The sequence below is a fragment of the Dinoroseobacter shibae DFL 12 = DSM 16493 genome (assembly GCF_000018145.1).
Classification (GTDB): domain Bacteria; phylum Pseudomonadota; class Alphaproteobacteria; order Rhodobacterales; family Rhodobacteraceae; genus Dinoroseobacter; species Dinoroseobacter shibae.
This window is the reverse complement of the sequence record NC_009952.1, coordinates 3,428,762-3,445,015: the sequence shown is the minus strand read 5'-3', so window position 1 is coordinate 3,445,015 and position 16,254 is coordinate 3,428,762. Positions and strand designations below refer to the sequence as shown.

General features: G+C 65.5%; 18 protein-coding genes. 11 read left to right on the top strand and 7 right to left on the bottom strand.

The features are described 5' to 3' along the window. Positions 1–48: 48 nt before the first annotated feature. From DSHI_RS16625 to aroC, 6 genes are all read left to right on the top strand, one after another. Positions 49–336 (top strand): hypothetical protein, encoded by a 288-nt coding sequence (locus tag DSHI_RS16625; protein WP_012179940.1) that lies wholly within the window; start codon positions 49–51, stop codon positions 334–336. A 2-nt stretch (positions 337–338) separates the two neighbouring features. Beyond that, a complete protein-coding gene (locus DSHI_RS16620; protein WP_044029054.1) occupies positions 339–947 on the top strand; it encodes a glutathione S-transferase in 609 nt (202 codons plus the stop codon). A gap of 268 nt (positions 948–1,215) precedes the next feature. Then, a complete protein-coding gene (gene petA / locus DSHI_RS16615; RefSeq protein WP_012179938.1) occupies positions 1,216–1,773 on the top strand; it encodes a ubiquinol-cytochrome c reductase iron-sulfur subunit in 558 nt (185 codons plus the stop codon). A gap of 14 nt (positions 1,774–1,787) precedes the next feature. Next, entirely contained in the window at positions 1,788–3,137 is a 1,350-nt protein-coding gene (gene petB, locus DSHI_RS16610) for a cytochrome b (protein WP_012179937.1), read from the top strand. 24 nt (positions 3,138–3,161) lie between these two features. After that, positions 3,162–3,956, top strand: coding sequence for a cytochrome c1 (locus DSHI_RS16605; RefSeq protein WP_012179936.1), 795 nt, complete (start codon positions 3,162–3,164; stop codon positions 3,954–3,956). A 217-nt stretch (positions 3,957–4,173) separates the two neighbouring features. After that, on the top strand, positions 4,174–5,277 hold the full coding sequence (gene aroC / locus DSHI_RS16600) for a chorismate synthase (protein WP_012179935.1): 1,104 nt from the start codon (positions 4,174–4,176) through the stop codon (positions 5,275–5,277). 167 nt (positions 5,278–5,444) lie between these two features. Here aroC and DSHI_RS16595 read toward each other — a convergent pair whose 3' ends face one another. Then, positions 5,445–6,431 carry a tetratricopeptide repeat protein gene (locus DSHI_RS16595; protein ID WP_012179934.1) on the bottom strand — a complete coding sequence of 329 codons (987 nt, stop codon included), beginning with the start codon at positions 6,429–6,431 and terminating at the stop codon, positions 5,445–5,447. A gap of 93 nt (positions 6,432–6,524) precedes the next feature. Then, positions 6,525–7,472 (bottom strand): LpxL/LpxP family acyltransferase, encoded by a 948-nt coding sequence (locus tag DSHI_RS16590; RefSeq protein WP_012179933.1) that lies wholly within the window; start codon positions 7,470–7,472, stop codon positions 6,525–6,527. Between the two features lie 285 nt (positions 7,473–7,757). Between DSHI_RS16590 and DSHI_RS16585 the strand changes: the two genes are divergently transcribed. From DSHI_RS16585 to DSHI_RS16565, 4 genes are all read left to right on the top strand, one after another. Then, complete coding sequence (locus tag DSHI_RS16585; protein ID WP_012179932.1) at positions 7,758–7,955, top strand: DUF6494 family protein; 198 nt, start codon at positions 7,758–7,760, stop codon at positions 7,953–7,955. Beyond that, positions 7,952–9,025: an Mrp/NBP35 family ATP-binding protein gene (locus DSHI_RS16580; RefSeq protein WP_012179931.1), complete on the top strand. Its 1,074-nt coding sequence runs from the start codon at positions 7,952–7,954 to the stop codon at positions 9,023–9,025. Before DSHI_RS16585 ends, DSHI_RS16580 begins: the two co-directional genes overlap by 4 nt. A gap of 181 nt (positions 9,026–9,206) precedes the next feature. Next, positions 9,207–9,896 carry an Fnr/Crp family transcriptional regulator DnrF gene (gene dnrF, locus DSHI_RS21835; protein WP_157865352.1) on the top strand — a complete coding sequence of 230 codons (690 nt, stop codon included), beginning with the start codon at positions 9,207–9,209 and terminating at the stop codon, positions 9,894–9,896. A gap of 54 nt (positions 9,897–9,950) precedes the next feature. Continuing rightward, positions 9,951–11,057, top strand: coding sequence for a CaiB/BaiF CoA transferase family protein (locus DSHI_RS16565; RefSeq protein WP_012179929.1), 1,107 nt, complete (start codon positions 9,951–9,953; stop codon positions 11,055–11,057). Here DSHI_RS16565 and DSHI_RS16560 read toward each other — a convergent pair. The 5 genes from DSHI_RS16560 to fliF form a co-directional block, all read right to left on the bottom strand. Continuing rightward, entirely contained in the window at positions 11,054–12,283 is a 1,230-nt protein-coding gene (locus DSHI_RS16560) for a Coenzyme F420 hydrogenase/dehydrogenase, beta subunit C-terminal domain (protein WP_012179928.1), read from the bottom strand. The genes DSHI_RS16565 and DSHI_RS16560 overlap by 4 nt on opposite strands. Before the next feature lie 74 nt (positions 12,284–12,357). Next, the gene (fliP, locus tag DSHI_RS16555; protein WP_012179927.1) at positions 12,358–13,086 is read right to left on the bottom strand and encodes a flagellar type III secretion system pore protein FliP; all 729 of its coding nucleotides are present in this window, start codon (positions 13,084–13,086) and stop codon (positions 12,358–12,360) included. A 2-nt stretch (positions 13,087–13,088) separates the two neighbouring features. After that, positions 13,089–13,358 (bottom strand): FliM/FliN family flagellar motor switch protein, encoded by a 270-nt coding sequence (locus DSHI_RS16550; RefSeq protein WP_012179926.1) that lies wholly within the window; start codon positions 13,356–13,358, stop codon positions 13,089–13,091. Then, positions 13,351–13,956, bottom strand: coding sequence for a FliH/SctL family protein (locus DSHI_RS21490; protein ID WP_012179925.1), 606 nt, complete (start codon positions 13,954–13,956; stop codon positions 13,351–13,353). The genes DSHI_RS16550 and DSHI_RS21490 overlap by 8 nt, the downstream gene beginning before the upstream one ends. Further along, positions 13,956–15,626, bottom strand: a complete 1,671-nt coding sequence (fliF, locus tag DSHI_RS16540) for a flagellar basal-body MS-ring/collar protein FliF (RefSeq protein ID WP_044028082.1) — start codon at positions 15,624–15,626, stop codon at positions 13,956–13,958. The genes DSHI_RS21490 and fliF overlap by 1 nt, the downstream gene beginning before the upstream one ends. 120 nt (positions 15,627–15,746) lie before the next feature. Here fliF and DSHI_RS16535 point away from each other — a divergent pair, with 120 nt between their 5' ends. After that, entirely contained in the window at positions 15,747–16,247 is a 501-nt protein-coding gene (locus DSHI_RS16535) for a flagellar basal body-associated FliL family protein (protein ID WP_012179923.1), read from the top strand. The last annotated feature ends 7 nt before the right edge of the window (positions 16,248–16,254 follow it).

Sequence of the window (16,254 nt, the reverse complement as noted above, 5' to 3'; positions counted from 1 at the left end):
CAGAACCGGCCTGCGCGCCCTACCTTGTAAGGCAACAAGGAGGTCGTCATGCCCATTCCCGTCGTGCCCATCGCCAGTGCTGTTCTGAAATACGGCCCGCTCGCCGCAGCGGCCTTGGCCACGGTGGCCTATGCGAGGGCGAGACCGGCACCGGTGAACCAGGCGGCAGAGGACCTGATGGAGGATGTGGACGAAGGCGTGGCCTTCAGCCGCGCGCCGGAAGGGCAGCAGGTCAATGGCCAGGGCCGTTACCGCCGCACCGTGCGGATGCCGAATGGCATCGGGTTCGAGGTAGATGCCAGCGTGCTCGGGCGTGTCCGGTTGCGGCGCGTCTGATGATGGAACTTTTCGGGGCGCCCGCCTCGCCCTTCGTCCGGAAGGTGCGGGTTCTTCTGGCCGAGACCGGTTATGACGACATGGTGACCTTCACCCCCGTGGCCACGGCCGTGGTGGGCGAAGCCGATGCCGCGATCAAGGCGGCCAACCCCCTGGGCAAGATCCCGGCGCTGCAACGGCCCGACGGGCCTGCGTTGTACGACAGCCGCGTGATCTGCCGCTATCTGGATGCGAAATTCACCCTGGAGGCCTATCCCGCCTCGCGCCTGTGGGAGGTGCTGACCCTGGAGGCGACGGCCGACGGGATCATGGATGCGGGTGTCCTGATGGTCTACGAACGCCGCTTCCGCCCGGCGGAAAAACAGGACGACGCCTGGATCGACGGGCAATGGGCCAAGATCGCCCGCGCACTCGACGCGATCGAGGACCGTTGGATGAGCCATCTCGCCGCCCCGATCGACATGAGCCAGATCGCCGTGGGCTGCGCGCTGGGCTATCTCGACTTCCGCCACGCGGATCGGTCCTGGCGCGAGGGACGGCCGGCGCTGGCGGCCTGGGCGGACACGTTCCTGGCACGGGAGGCAATGATCGCGACGACCCCGTCGAACTGACAACCGATTCTCGACAAGGGGGCTGATCATGGGTCGAAACCCGTGGCATGGCGGATTTGCGGGGAACAGGCGCGCCGCGGCATAGCGTCCGTTAGCGATCCCATTTCAAAAATGCGGCGCAAACAAGCCCCCTGCGACAAAACTGCGCTCCTATGTCCCCTCGACGGTCCCAAAAGCACTTCTATAACCCCAATGGAGTTGGGCCGCCGCCTGTGCGGTCCTGCGTCATCGCTGGCGCCGCATTGCGCCCCGAGTAAGGAGAACCCACGTGTCCCACGCAGAGGATCAGACCGGCACACGCCGGGACTTTCTGTACTATGCTACGGCCGGCGCAGGTGCCGTCACCGCAGGCGCGGCCATCTGGCCGCTCGTGAACCAGATGAACCCTTCCGCCGACGTTCAGGCGCTGTCCTCGATCCTGGTCGATATCGGTGAGGTTGCCGAGGGGACGCAGATTTCCGTGATGTTCCTCGGCAAGCCGGTGTTCATCCGCCGCCGCACCGCGGCCGAGATCGAAGACGCCCGGTCCGTGTCGCTGGACGATCTGCCGGACCCCGTGGCCCGGAACGAAAACAACGAAGGCGCGCCGGCGACCGACGAGAACCGGTCCTACGGCGAAAATGGCGAATGGCTGATCATGCAGGGCGTGTGTACGCACCTGGGTTGCGTGCCGCTCGGCGATGCCGGTGACTTCGGCGGCTGGTTCTGCCCCTGCCACGGCTCGCATTACGACACCTCGGGCCGCATCCGTCGCGGGCCCGCCCCCGAGAACCTGCCCGTTCCGCTGGTAGAGTTTATCGACGAAACAACAATTCAACTCGGTTAAGGGAGAGGAACGACATGTCTGGCATCCCGCACGACCATTACGAGCCGAAGACCGGTGGCGAGAAGTGGATTCACTCTCGCCTGCCGATCGTCGGCCTCATCTACGACACGATCATGATCCCCACACCCAAGAACCTGAACTGGATGTGGATCTGGGGCATCGTGCTCATGTTCTGCCTGATCCTGCAGATCGTCACCGGTATCGTGCTGGTGATGCATTACGTCCCCCATGTGGACATGGCCTTCGCGTCCGTCGAGCACATCATGCGCAACGTGAACGGCGGCCACATGCTGCGTTACCTGCACATGAACGGCGCATCGCTGTTCTTCGTGGCGGTCTACCTTCACATCTTCCGGAACCTCTATTACGGCTCCTACAAGGCGCCGCGGGAGATCACCTGGATCATCGGCATGCTGATCTACCTGCTGATGATGGCCACGGCCTTCATGGGCTACGTGCTGCCCTGGGGTCAGATGTCCTTCTGGGGTGCCACGGTGATCACCGGCCTGTTCGGCGCCATCCCCTTCGTGGGCGATGCGCTGCAGACCTGGCTGCTGGGCGGACCGGCGGTGGACAATGCCACGCTGACCCGCTTCTTCTCGCTGCACTACCTGCTGCCGTTCGTGATCCTGGGCCTTTCGATCGTGCACGTCTGGGCCTTCCACACCACGGGCAACAACAACCCGACCGGTGTCGAAGTGCGCCGCACCTCGAAGGAAGAAGCTGAGCGTGACACCCTGCCGTTCTGGCCCTACTTCGTGATCAAGGACCTGTTCGCGCTGGCCGTGATCATGGTGGTGTTCTTCGCCGTGGTCGGCTTCATGCCGAACTACCTCGGCCACCCGGACAACTACATCGAGGCAAACCCGCTGGTGACGCCGTCGCACATCGTGCCTGAATGGTACTTCCTGCCGTTCTACGCGATCCTGCGCGCCTTCACCCCGGATGTCTGGGTAGTGATGTTCGCAAGCTGGATCACCGGCGGGATCATCGACGCGGCATTCTTCGGCGTGCTGGCCATGTTCGGCGCGATTGCCGTGATGGCGTTGGCACCGTGGCTCGACACCTCCTCGGTGCGTTCGGGCCGCTATCGTCCGATGTTCAAGTGGTGGTTCTGGCTGTTCATCGTGAACTTCGTGGTGCTTACCTGGGTTGGTGCGATGCCGGCCGAGGGGATCTATCCGATCATCGCGCTGATCGGGTCGGCCTACTGGTTCGCCTACTTCCTGGTGATCCTGCCGCTCCTGGGCGTGATCGAGAAGCCCACGGCGCCGCCCGCAACCATCGAAGACGACTTCAAAGCCCATTATGGCAAGGCGGATTCCGCCGACGGTTCGGCCGCTGCGCCGACACCGGCCGAATAATCGGGCGAGAGAGAGGATCAACCCATGATCAAACAACTCGCAATCGCCGCCACGGCCCTTTCCCTGTCCGGGGGAGGTGCCTTGGCCGCGGGGTCGGTCGGCGAGATCACCGATTATGCCTTCCCGTTCGAAGGCCCCTTCGGCAGCTATGATACGCAACAGCTCCAGCGCGGCCTGCAGGTCTATACCGAGGTCTGCGCCGCGTGCCATGGCCTGCGCTACGTGGCCTTCCGCAACTTGTCCGACGAGGGCGGTCCGATGCTGCCCGAGGACCAGATGCGGGCTTATGCGGAGTTCTACGAGGTCTATGACGCGGAACTCGACGATTTCCGCCCGGCAAAGCCAACGGACCACTTCCCGGAATCTGCGCTGGAGAACGCCCCTGACCTCAGCATGATGGCGAAGGCGCGGGCAGGCTTTCACGGGCCCTACGGCACCGGTCTGAGCCAGCTTTTCAACGGCATGGGCGGGGCGGAGTATATCGCGTCCCTGCTGACCAAGTATAACGGGTCGGAGAAGGAAGAAGCGGGCACCGTCCTCTATGGCAACGACGCGTGGGGCGGCTATTTCGCCATGGCGCAGCCGCTCTGGGGCGATGATGTGGAATACGCGGACGGCACCGAGGCCACCATCGAACAACAAGCGGTGGATGTGGCGGCCTTCCTGATGTGGACAGCCGAGCCCAAGCTGAACGCACGCAAGGAGGCGGGCTTCACCGCCGTGGCCTTCCTGATCGTGTTGTCGGTGCTTTTGTACCTGACCAACAAGCGCCTCTGGGCGCCGATCAAGCGCAAGGAAAAGAGCCAACCCGCGGAATAACGCCGGGTTCGTGAAACGGATGGAGCGCGCCCCGGATCGGGGCGCGTTTTTCTTTGCCGCTTGGCAAGCGGAGCGCCTGCGGCGCAAGTCTTTCGTCTCGCCTCTGTCCCCTGGGACAGAGGCTCGGGCCGCGCCGCGGCACCGCCCGGGGCGGAAGGCGGGTTGAGTGCCGCGCACGGGCCGGGTAGAGCAAAGCGCGCAGCGGTCAGGAGCGATCATGTCCTTCAACACTTTCGGTCATTTGTTTCGGGTCACCACCTGGGGGGAAAGCCACGGGCCGGCCCTTGGCGCCACGGTGGATGGCTGCCCGCCGGGTGTGCCGATCACCGAAGAGGCGTTGCAGGTCTGGCTGGACAAGCGCAAACCGGGGCAGAACAAGTTCACCACCCAGCGCCGGGAGCCCGACGCGGTGGAGATCCTGTCGGGCGTGTTCGAGGGGCAGAGCACGGGCAGCCCGATCCAGCTGATGATCCGCAACGCGGACCAGCGGTCCAAGGATTACGGCGATATCGCCGAGAAGTTTCGCCCGGGCCATGCGGACATCACCTACTGGCAGAAATACGGCATTCGCGATTACCGGGGCGGCGGGCGCTCCAGCGCGCGGGAGACCGCCGCGCGGGTGGCCGCGGGCGGGGTCGCACGGGCGGCCCTTGGCGCGCTCGTGCCGGATCTGCGGATCACCGGCTACATGACCCAGATGGGCCCGCACGGCATCGACCGCGCCCGGTTCGACTGGGAGCAGATCGACCAGAACCCGTTCTGGACCCCGGACGCCGCAGCGGCGGAAGATTGGGCGGCCTATCTCGACGGGCTGCGCAAGGCGGGCAGTTCCGTGGGCGCGGTGATCGAGGTGACGGCGCGCGGTGTGCCCGTGGGTCTCGGCGCGCCGATCTATGCCAAGCTCGACACGGATCTCGCCGCGGCGATGATGTCCATCAACGCGGTCAAGGCCGTGGAGATCGGCGAGGGGATGGCGGCGGCGTCCCTGACCGGGGAGGCCAATGCCGATGAGATCTTCATGGGCGGGGATGGTCCTGAATACAGCTCCAACCATGCGGGGGGCATCCTGGGCGGCATCTCCACCGGGCAGGACGTGGTGGTGAGGTTCGCCGTCAAGCCGACCTCGTCGATCCTGACCACACGACAGACGATCACCAAGTCCGGCGCGCCCGCAGAGATCATCACCAAGGGCCGCCACGACCCCTGCGTCGGCATCCGCGCCGTGCCCGTGGCCGAGGCGATGATGGCCTGCGTTCTGCTCGATCACCTGCTGCTGCATCGCGGCCAGGTGGGCGACGGGCCGCGCGGCGCGATCGGCTAGGCATCAGCCCGGTCGCCCCCCGACGTGGGTCTCCGGCTCTCGGGCGAGAGCCTGAGACTGCCGATGCGGCCTCGGTCAGCCCGAAGCCCACGGGGAATTTGGTGTTCGATGATGCGCGGTGTGTGGCTCGGAAATGCGGTGATCCGGTCTTTGGGTTCAGGTCTGGTTCAGTCGCGAATGGCGTTCTGCAGGGCCACGACTTCCTTGTAGGCCAGGGCCGCCTTCTGGTACTCGCCGGCCTCTTCGTAGATCGCGCCGAGCGATTCCGAGAACGCCATGAGCCACAACGGATAACCCATCTCCTTGGCGATGGCCTGCCCTTCGGTCAGATGGTCGAGCGCACCTTGCGGGTTCCCGAGCAGATGGTGCGCATGGCCGCTCTCCTTCAGGATCTGGCAACATGCGCGGCGGTCCCCCTCGGTCCGTGCCAGGGCCAGGCCTTCTTCGAGATGGGGCAGGGCCTTGTCGGCCGCACCCTGCTGGATCAGCGCAGCGCCGAGCACCTCCAGAGCATAGGGCAGGATCACCCGGCTGTTAAAGCGACGGCCGAGTTCCAGCGCGGTTTCCGCGTGCTGCGCGGCCTTGGCCGCCGCGCTGTCATGGATATGCGCGCGGGCGATGTTGTGCTCCACCCGGGCCTTTTCCGCGCCACTGGCATGGTCCCAGGCAATCTCCAGCGCCTGGCGGGCCTCTTCCATGCGCCCCCGGTAGCGCAGGATCGTGGAGCGGGTGATGTGGATGTCCACATGTCCCTCGGCCGGCACCGACTCGTCCAGAAGGTTCATGCCGCGCTGCACCATCCGCCCGGCAAAATCCCGCCGTCCCGCGCTGTAATGGATCACACCGAGGAGCGAGTAGACATCCACCAGAATCGCGCGCGCCGCTGTGGGGTCGACGCGCTGCTTGGCCTGCAGGCAGAAGGACGCCGTGGCTTCGAAATCGCCGCGCCACTTGGCCTGCCATGCCAGGGTACGCAAGGCGCTGGCGCGTGCGAGCGCATGCTCGTCGCTCTGGGCTTCGGTGATCTCGAGCACCTGCTCCGCCAGCGTCTGGCTGCGCGCCCGGTCCATCCAACGACATTCCCAGGCCAGCCGCGTCAGAAGCTGGGGGTCGGGCGTCAGGGCCGTATTTGGCGCGCGTCGATCGGTTTGCATCCGGACGTATCGTCTTTGCGGCTGGGACGTATCACTGATTTGAGATAGTCGAAAATCGATTGATCGAAAAGATGAAGTTTACCTAGTGGAAATCTAGGTCAATTGCGGTGGGTCCGCTCGGGCCCTGTCCAGCACCTGACGCCAGTGCTTGTCATAAAGAAACACCCATTCGGCCGGATGGGCCCGGATCAGGGTTGCCAGATCGTCCGCGATCGCTTGCGTTGCGGTCTGCAGGTCCTCGGGGCGGCGCGGCGGAGACAGGTGCAGGACGATGCGGGTCGGTGTCTGCGCCACCATCGCAGGCAGGATCGGGCTGCCGAGCCGCGCGGCAAACCGGACCGGCCATCCGATCCAGCCCACTGGCTGACCGAAGGCATCGACCCGCACCATGTCGCGCATCTTGTCATAGGGCTCCTCTGCGAGGGGCGCGGCCTGGATACGATCCACGACACCGACCACCAGCTTGCCCTGCCGAAGCGCCTTGAGCACCACCCGGGCGACCGCGGCGTCGCTGGTGCGGCGCACGTCGACGCAGTCGCACCCGAGATGGTCATAGTAGCTGCGCTGCGCCTCCGCGCGGGCGCCTTCCCGGCTCTCGCGGACGAGCATCAGGACCGGATACCGGGCCGCCAGCCCGCGCACCATGGCAATCGAGGCATGGCAATGGGGCATGGCGATCACCGCACCCTTGCCTTCGCTCAGGGCACGGTCGATCAAATCGGCCCGCGGGATGTCCAGCATCGCCCCGAGCGCCTGCGCCTGGCCGCTGCGCAGCATCTCCATCCGTTGCAGTCCGAAGGCAAACTGCCGGGCGAACTGCCGATACATGGCAAAGGCATCCCGACGGCCCAGCAGGGCTGCGAAATCCCGCGAGGTTTTCGCCAGCGGCGTGCCCGGCAGCAGATAGGCCACGAGAAACAGCCCCTGCAGCGGGCCGTAGGCCAGGGTCTGCACCCATCCGGGCATCCCTGCGAGCGCGCGCAGGCTTGCGTCGAACCCGCCCCAGATGCGGTCCTTGAAACGGGTGAAACTGAGGGCCAAGCGCGGCTCCGGAATACTGATACAACGGGCTCCGGTTTGGCGCGCGGCGGCCGATCTGTAAACCGGGCAAGATCACCCATGCGCCAAAAGAAAACGCGCTCGCATGGGGCCGGGGCTCTTCGCAGGCCGCAAAACGGGCCCCTCAGGCGCTTTTACGGTCCCAGGCCTTGCTCCGCATCACGCGGCCTGAAACGCCCGATCGGAAAGTCATCGTCGCGCGGCTTGACGCCCGTTACGCGCCGGGTCAACACGGTGTGAACACAAGCGAGACGAAAGGAGATCGCCATGAGTGACGAATTCAACATGAGCATGCGGAAATTCCTCAAGCAGGTGGGTGTCACCTCCCAGCAGGCCATCGAAGAGGCCATGCGCAATGCCGACGGCACCGCGGGCAAGACCTTCGAGGCGAAGGTGGTTCTGACCATCGACGGGGTGAACCTTGAACACGTGGTGACCGGCACGATCCAGGCACCCGACGCATGAGCGTCACCCGCGACGCCGTTCTTGAAACCCTCAAACAGGTGAAGGACCCGCTCGGTGGCGGGGACCTCGTCTCGGCTGGTATGATCCGCGCTCTGACGGTGGATGACGGCGTCGTCCGCTTCGTGATGGAGGTGGACCCCAAGCGTGCCGCCGAGGTCGAACCGGCCCGGGCCGAGGCCGAAGCCAGGCTCAAGGCGCTGGCGGGGGTCGCCAGCGTGTCGGCGGTGATGACCGCCCATGCCGCCCCCGCCGCGCCACCGGAGTTGAAACCGCAGAGCGCCAAGGCCGCCGGGCCGGCGGGGCCGCAGAAGATCCCGGGCATCGACCGCATCCTCGCGATTGCCAGCGGCAAGGGCGGGGTGGGCAAGTCCACGGTCGCCTCGAACCTTGCCACCGCACTGGCGGCCGAGGGGCGGCGCGTCGGGCTGCTCGATGCGGATGTCTACGGGCCGAGCCAGCCGCGTATGCTTGGCGTGTCCGGTCGCCCGGCCAGCCCCGATGGCAAGACCATCCTGCCCCTGCGCAACCATGGCGTCACGCTGATGTCCCTCGGCCTGATGACGGGCGAGAACGAGGCGGTGGTCTGGCGTGGCCCGATGCTCATGGGCGCGCTGCAGCAGATGCTCACCCAGGTGCAATGGGGCGCGCTCGACGTGCTGCTGGTGGACCTGCCCCCGGGCACGGGCGACGTGCAGATGACCCTCGCCCAGAAGGCCGAAGTGACCGGTGCGATCATCGTCTCGACGCCGCAGGACATCGCCCTGCTCGATGCCCGCAAGGGGATCGACATGTTCAACAAGCTGGGTACGCCGATCCTGGGGATGATCGAGAACATGAGCACCCATATCTGTTCCCAATGCGGCCACGAGGAACATGTCTTCGGCCATGGCGGCGTGCGGGACGAGGCCGCCAAGCTCGGCGTGCCGGTGATGGCGGAAATCCCGCTCGACATGTCGATCCGCATGGCCGCCGATGGCGGAACACCCATCGTGGTGTCCCATCCACAAAGCCCGCAGGCTGAGTCCTTTCGAATGATCGCGCGTCAACTCATCGCGGACGGGAACGCATGACCGAAACCACCACGCTGTCCCGGGGTGAGACCCGGGGCGCCCGCGGCGTCTGACATCGGCGCGCATCAGGCTGTCTCAGGTCCTATGTCTTGAAACGTACCGCCCAAAAATTGATGCAGGTCAAAGATATTTTGCGCATGCAGCATTTATAATGGCACAGATCAAGGATGAGACCTGTACTATGTCCAATGCCTCTGTTGCTCAAGTCGCGCGTCTGCTGACCGGTCCTGATTGGCGCGGGCTGAGTGCAGAAGGGTTGAGCTTGCTCGCCCAGACCGCGGAGTTATGCAGCTTCGCCCAGGACGAGGATCTTACGCCCGGGATTTTTGTTATAATCGAGGGTCTTGTCGGAATGATGCGCGGCATTCGCGCGGATCAGAGTGCCGTGACCGCGCTTTACCTGAAATCCGACCTCGTCGATCTGACGCGCATTCCGGATGATGATCAGGATCGCCTCGTCGCCTTGCGACCAACCCGCGCCCTGCGATTTCCGGCGGAGGCGTTTCATGCTGCAATGCGGAATAGTCCTGAGCTTGCCGAGGCGGCCTATGCAAATATCAAGCGCCAGGCTTTCAACCTGCGTGAGCACGCGGCGGAATTGCACACCAAATCGCCCGATCAGCGTCTCGCGGCCTTCCTGCTCTGGATCGAGGCGCTGTCGGGGCTGGGCGAGAACCGCTCCGGCTTCGATCTGCCCATGCGCCGCTACGATCTGGCGCGCTATCTCGGGATGCAGCCCGAAACCCTCAGCCGCAAGATCAAGGCACTGGTCTCCACCGGCGCGATTTCGCAACGCTCCCCGACCCGACTGATCATCGAGGATCGCGACGCGCTCTCGGGCCTTGCGGTCGGCCCGCGCCGCGTCGCCTGATCCCGCGCTTGCGGCCCCGCCCCGCGATGCTAGTTTGGCGCGGGGGAGAGGCACATGACACCTTTGGAAGGCCTGAAAGTCGTCGAACTGGCACGCATCCTTGCCGGTCCCTGGATCGGCCAGGCGCTCGCGGATCTCGGCGCCGAGGTGATCAAGGTCGAAGCGCCCCAGGGCGACGACACCCGCACATGGGGCCCCCCCTTCATCACCCGCGACGGCGACCGCTCTGCGGCTTATTTCTATGCCGCCAATCGGGGCAAGCGGTCTGTGGTAGCCGATTTCCGCACCGAGGCGGGGCAGGCAAAGGTGCGCGACCTGGTCGCCGACGCCGATATTCTGATCGAGAATTTCAAGGTCGGCGGGCTGGCCAAATACGGACTGGATTATGCCGCGCTGGCCGCGATCAACCCCCGCCTGATCTATTGCTCGGTCACCGGGTTCGGTCAGGATGGGCCCTATGCCCATCGCGCGGGCTACGACTTCATGATCCAGGGCATGAGCGGGCTGATGTCGATCACCGGCGAGCCGGACGCCGCGCCCCAGAAGGTCGGCGTGGCGGTGACCGACATCGTCACCGGCCTTTACGGGACGATCGGCATCCTCGCGGCGGTCGAGCAGCGCCATCGCACCGGGCGGGGGCAGCATCTCGACATGGCCTTGCTCGATTGCGCCACGGCGCTTCTGGCCAACCAGGCAATGAACCAACTCGCCACCGGGACAGCGCCCACGCGGCTCGGCAACGCGCACCCCAACATCGTGCCCTACCAGGTCTTCGAGGCTGCGGATGGGCACATGATCCTTGCGGTCGGAAATGACGGACAGTTTGCGAGCCTGTGCGAGATCCTCGATCTGCCCGGCACCGCCTCGGACCCGCGGTTCGCCACCAACGCGGGCCGGGTCGAAAACCGCGATGCGCTGACCGAGTTGCTGAGCCTGCGTTTGCGGGGCTGGTCCGTGGCGCAACTGCTTTCGGCGCTGGAGGCCGCGGGCGTCCCCGCAGGCCCGATCAACACCATCGACCAGGTCTTCGCCGACCCGCAGGTGCAGGCCCGCGGCCTGCAGGTTTCTGTCGAAGGTGTGCCTGGGGTGCGCGGGCCGTGGCGGTTTTCCGATGCGGAGCTGTCCCTAGATCGGACCGCGCCCAAGCTGCCCGACCCCTAATCCTCCGACCGCTCGCCCGGCTTCGGTGTCAGCCCATAGGGTTCTGCCAGCCGCCAGACATGGTCCGGGATCATCGCGCGCATCCGTTTCGGGTGCGCCCGGCGGAGGTGCAGAACCGTCTCCACCGCCTTCATCTCGACCCGGGCCCGCGCGAATTCCAACCCCTTGGGTCCGATCCTGGGCATCAGCCAGCCGACGATCCCCCGCGCCCAGTCAGGCATCTTGCGCAGGGGCAGCCCGCCAGCGGCCCGCGCCGTGTTCTCGGCAAACCCCTTGACCGACCCGGCCCGCTTGCCTGCCGATCCGGGCGTTTCCAGGCGCACCTCGTCGCCCAGCCGGTCGAGGATCTCCTGCCCCCGCGCGTTGCGCACGATCAGCCACTGGTCACCCTCGCCCGCCATGTAGCCCACCGTGATATCGGCCAGCGTATTGGTGTAGTCGACACAGGTCCGGCAGGTCATCGGGAAGAAATCGTTGGGCAGGTCCGACAGGGGCAGTTTCAGAAACGGGATGTCCCGGCGGCTGCCATCGATGAAGCGCAACTCGACATGGTAATCGGCGCGAAACTCGAGATAGGTGATGTCCTCGGGCCGCGGCGAGAGGCGGGCGAGAAACTGGTGGAAGTTCTCGGTCGTGGTGTTGTCCGAACAGGGCGTGCCGATGACATAGAGCCGCTCGAACCCCAGCTCCGCCTCCATCGCGCGCAGGGCATAGACCTGGCAGGGGATGCCGATGATCGCCAGGCGCCGCAGACCCGTTTTCGCCGCCGGCTCCAGCAGCGACAGCAATGGCGCGTACCCCATCCGCATCCCGCGCAGATGGGCCATCTCCGCGGGGTCGGTGATGATGACCGGGCGCGGACGCCAGCTGTCCTCGGGGTCGGGCCCCATGCCGAGCACCGCGTCCACCGCCCCGTCCTCCAGCAGTTTTTGCGCAAGCCGCGTGGTCAGCCCCGTCCATTGCGCGCCGGGTTTGGGGGCGTGCAGGGCGGCGCGGTACATCCGCCGGTAGGGGCCGAAGAATTGCTCGTCGCCCCGGCCGGGATCCCGCGCCCGGCCATGCACCTGCGCTTCCATCTTCGGATAGTCCGGCTGGATGAACTGGCAAGCCTGTCCGCATTTCGCGGCATCCTTGGTCCGTGACAGCCCGCAATCGGTGCACAGCTTGCGCTGGGCCGCGGGGCCGGGTGTCGGCGCCCAGAGGGCAGGCGGGGTCTGGTCGAGCATCGGCAGGTCCTTTTCGGTCTCGCCAATTCTGCGACATCCGCCAAAAATGTCAACTCAAGTTTACACTTTGCCCGTCACATGTAACTGCGCAGCAAAGCCTCCGACAGAAGCGTCCAACCATCGGCGACCACGAAGAACGCCAGCTTGAAGGGCAGCGACACGATCGCGGGCGGCACCATCATCATGCCCATGGACATCAGGATCGCCGCGACGATCAGGTCGATGATCAGGAAGGGCAGGAAGATCAAGAAACCGATCTGGAACGCCTTCTCGATCTCGCTCAGCAGGAAGGAGGGGATCAGCACCGAGATCGGCGGCGCGTCCAGCTCGAAGGGCGCGACCCCCGCGGTCTCCATCCGCAGATTGCCGAGTCTTGCGAGCGTTTCCGGGTCGGTCCGCGCCTGCATGAAGCGAATGAACGGCTCGAGCGCAGCCCGGAACCCTTCCTCCATGTCCACCGCCCCGTCCACCATGGGCTGAATGCCCCTGCTCCAGGCTTCGCGGAACACCGGGTCCATCACGAAATAGGTCAGGAACAGCGCCAGGCTGATGATCAGCATGTTGGGCGGCGATTGCTGCAACCCAATCCCCTGGCGCAGGATCGACAGGACCGTCACCATGAACGGAAAGCAGGTGATCATGATCGCCAGACCCGGCGCGATGCTGAGCACCGTGATCAGGGCGATGATCTGGAAGGTGCGCGCCGAGAGCGAGGTCTCGTCGCCGAGATTGATGGCCAGCTCCTGCGCACCCGCACTGCCGGCAAACAGCGCCAGAAGCGCGAAGGCGAGGGCCAGCCGCATGGTCAGACGACGCGCTCGGGCGAGATCACCTCGGTCAGCCGCACCGACAGGCGGTGGCTGTCCGCATCTTCCTCCAGCACGCCGCGGGCGATCAGGTGGGTGCCGACATAGAGCTCCACCGGGTCCTCGATCCGCTTGTCGAGCAACAGAACCGCGTCCTTTTCCAAGGCGAGCAGCTCTCGCACGGTGGGATGGGCCTGTCCCACGGACACGCTCAGGGCGATCGGTACGCCCACCAGCGGGCTTTCGGGACGCGGGCTCGGGTTATCCATGGGCCTCTTCCTCTTGCAGGTCCTCGAAGAAAGCCGTCGTGCAGCGCTGGATGTTTTCCAGAAGCGCTGCCGCGTCGACCTCGTGTGTCTCGTGACCCAGGGCGAACCGCACCTGGCCTTGGGAGAAGGTCGGCTCGGTGCGCAGCGCCACGGGCAGGCGGTCCTGCTGTGCCAGGAGTTCCTTGAGAAGTGCCTCGTCTTCCGGCGCGCAGACCAGGTCCACGGTGGTTTGGCTTTGCTCTTCGATCTGGGGCAGCAGGGTCTGTTCGAGGAGTTGCGTGAAATGCGCCCGCATCAACTCCGGCGTGACATGGTTGACCAGGGCGGCCACCAGGGGTTTGAGCGAGAAACACACCTGGCGCCGCGCCTCGAAGAAGGTGAAGGACAGCTCTTCGAGATTGCGTGCGAACTCCGCCTGGATATGGGTGTGCTCCATTTCGCTGGATTTCAGCGCGTCATCCCAGCCGGCCTGGTAACCCGCGTCGTACCCGGCCAGCCGCGCGGCTTCGATCTCCGCACTGGGCACGGTGCCTGATGTCGCTTCGGCGGAGGTCGTCTCCGGCGCCGCGAAGAAATCTTCGAGAGACAGGACATTCATCAGCGTACCTCCTCGTTTTCATTGATCCAGGAGCTCAGGATTTCGATGGTCTCGGTCTCCCGTTCCTTGATGAGCTGCCGCAGGCGCGTGACCGGGTCGCGCTCCTCGTCCTGAGACGTGAGCGTTCGGGCGGCCGCAGCGACATCCGACGCGTCGGTGCTGATCTCGCCGGACAGGACCTCTGGCGTTGCCTCCTTCGCAGCGGTGCCCGCGGATTGCTGCAGCCGGGCGACGAGGTTGGACCCCGTCTCGCCGGCGCGGGTCGCGGAACCGGCCGGCGCAGGCAGCCCGGCGGTCTCGGCCGCGGGCAATTGTGCCTGGGCGGGGGCTGATTTCAGGATCGGGCGCAAAACGAACAGTCCCAGGAACAGCGTCACGAGGGCCAATGCCGCGATCTGGATAACCGACATTGTGTCGACCGGCTGCGGCGCGAACCAGCCGCTGCTCTCCACCGGGTCGGGTGCGGCACTTCCCGGCATCTCCATCGAGCGCAGGGTGATGACATCGCCCCGGGTCTCGTCGAACCCGACGGTGGATTTGACCAGCTCTTCGAGGTCCGCCATCTCCCGGTCCGGGCGGGGCGTGAAAGAGACGGTCCCGTCTTCGGACACGCTGGGAATACCATTGACAAGGACTGCGACGGTCAGGCGCTTGGTGGCCCCTGGCCCCCGCTCGATCTCGCGCTGGGTCTCGGACACCTCGTAGTTGATCCGCTCCCGCGTTTCGGTTTCGTTCTGAGCATCCTTGGCGGACTCGGCATTGGCATCGCCGTCGGGCAGGTTGCTCGCCACCGACACCGACCCTTCTGAATCCCGGGAACTCTGCAAGGTGCTTTCGGTCGTCTCGCGGCTCACCGGTACGGTGCCGTTGGGGTCGAACACCCGTTCCACGATCCGCTCGCGATCCCGCTCGGTTTCGATATTCACTTCGACGAACGCGTTGCCGACGCCCACCCGGGCCTCGAGCAGCCGTTCGATCCGCAGTTTCAGCGCGTCCGCCTTCGTCGTCTGCTCCGCGATGGCGGAGGCCGGGCCCTCCCCGGTCAGCATGGTGCCGCTGACGGCGTCTATGATCGACACGTTCTCCGGCCGCATCCCGGCAATGGCGGAGGACACGAGATACCTCAACGCATCGGCCTGCCCGCCCGACAGCGAGCCGCGCGCGGGCGTCAGGAAAACAGAGGCCGTGGGTTCCTTGCGCGCCTCGAAGGGACGGCTGCTGGCGGCTGAAACATGCACCCGGGCCGAGCGCACCGAGGCGCTCGAGGCGATCGTCCGTGCCAGCTCGCCTTCCTTGGCTCGCCAATATGCCGCATCGAACATCTGCGAGGTGGTACCGAACCCGGACAGGGAATCGAGCAATTCGTACCCCGCCCCGCCCGCGGCCGGCAGTCCTTCGGCAGCCAGGGCGATTCGCAGCCTGTCCTGCTGCGCGCGGTCCACGTAGATGCCTGTTCCACGCACCTGGTGCGCAATCCCGCGCTGTTCGAGGTTGGCAATGACCTCCCCCGCGGCGGCAGGTTCGAGGCCTGAATACAACAAGGCGTAATCCGGGGCCAACGCCGTACGGGACAAGGCCAAGAGCGCCCCGAATACCCCAAGGACCGCGGCAATCGCGATCAATTGGTTCCGCAGCCCAAGCCCGGTCCATGTGGTGCGTATCTGCTCCATGGCCATTCTTTCCCTTCTGACCTTCTGGTCGTCGATGAAGCCAAGCTAGAGCGGTCGGTCTTAATAATCGGTTAGTGCTGTTGAGCTAATCCGGTGGGAGAACGAACCGGGAAAGGTGACATGGCCGACGCGGCACAGACAGAGACCGAGGAAACGGAAGGCACGCCCAAGAAGAAGGGCGGAAAGCTGTTTCTGATCATTGGCTTGGTGCTTCTGCTCGCGGGCGGAGGCGGCGGTTTCTATGCCGTCTATTCCGGACTGATTCTCGCCCCGGCGACGGAAACCGCCGAGACCGAGCCCGAACCGCGGGACCAGGGCCCTGAAGTGGCCTTCGTGCCGCTTGACCCGCTGGTGGTGACGCTGGGGGAGAACGGTCGCAACTCCTATCTCCGGTTCACCGCCGAACTGGAAGTCGAGAGCCGCTACGAGACCGAGGTGGCCCATCTGCGACCCCGGGTGCTCGACGTGCTTAACGGCTACCTGCGTGCGGTCCAAGCCCAAGACCTCGAAGCGCCGGCCGCCCTCGCGCGGCTGCGCTCGCAGATGCTTCACCGGGTCCAGATCGTGACCGGCGAAGGCCGGGTGCGAGACCTTCTCGTGACCGAATTCGTGCTGAACTGAGGGGATC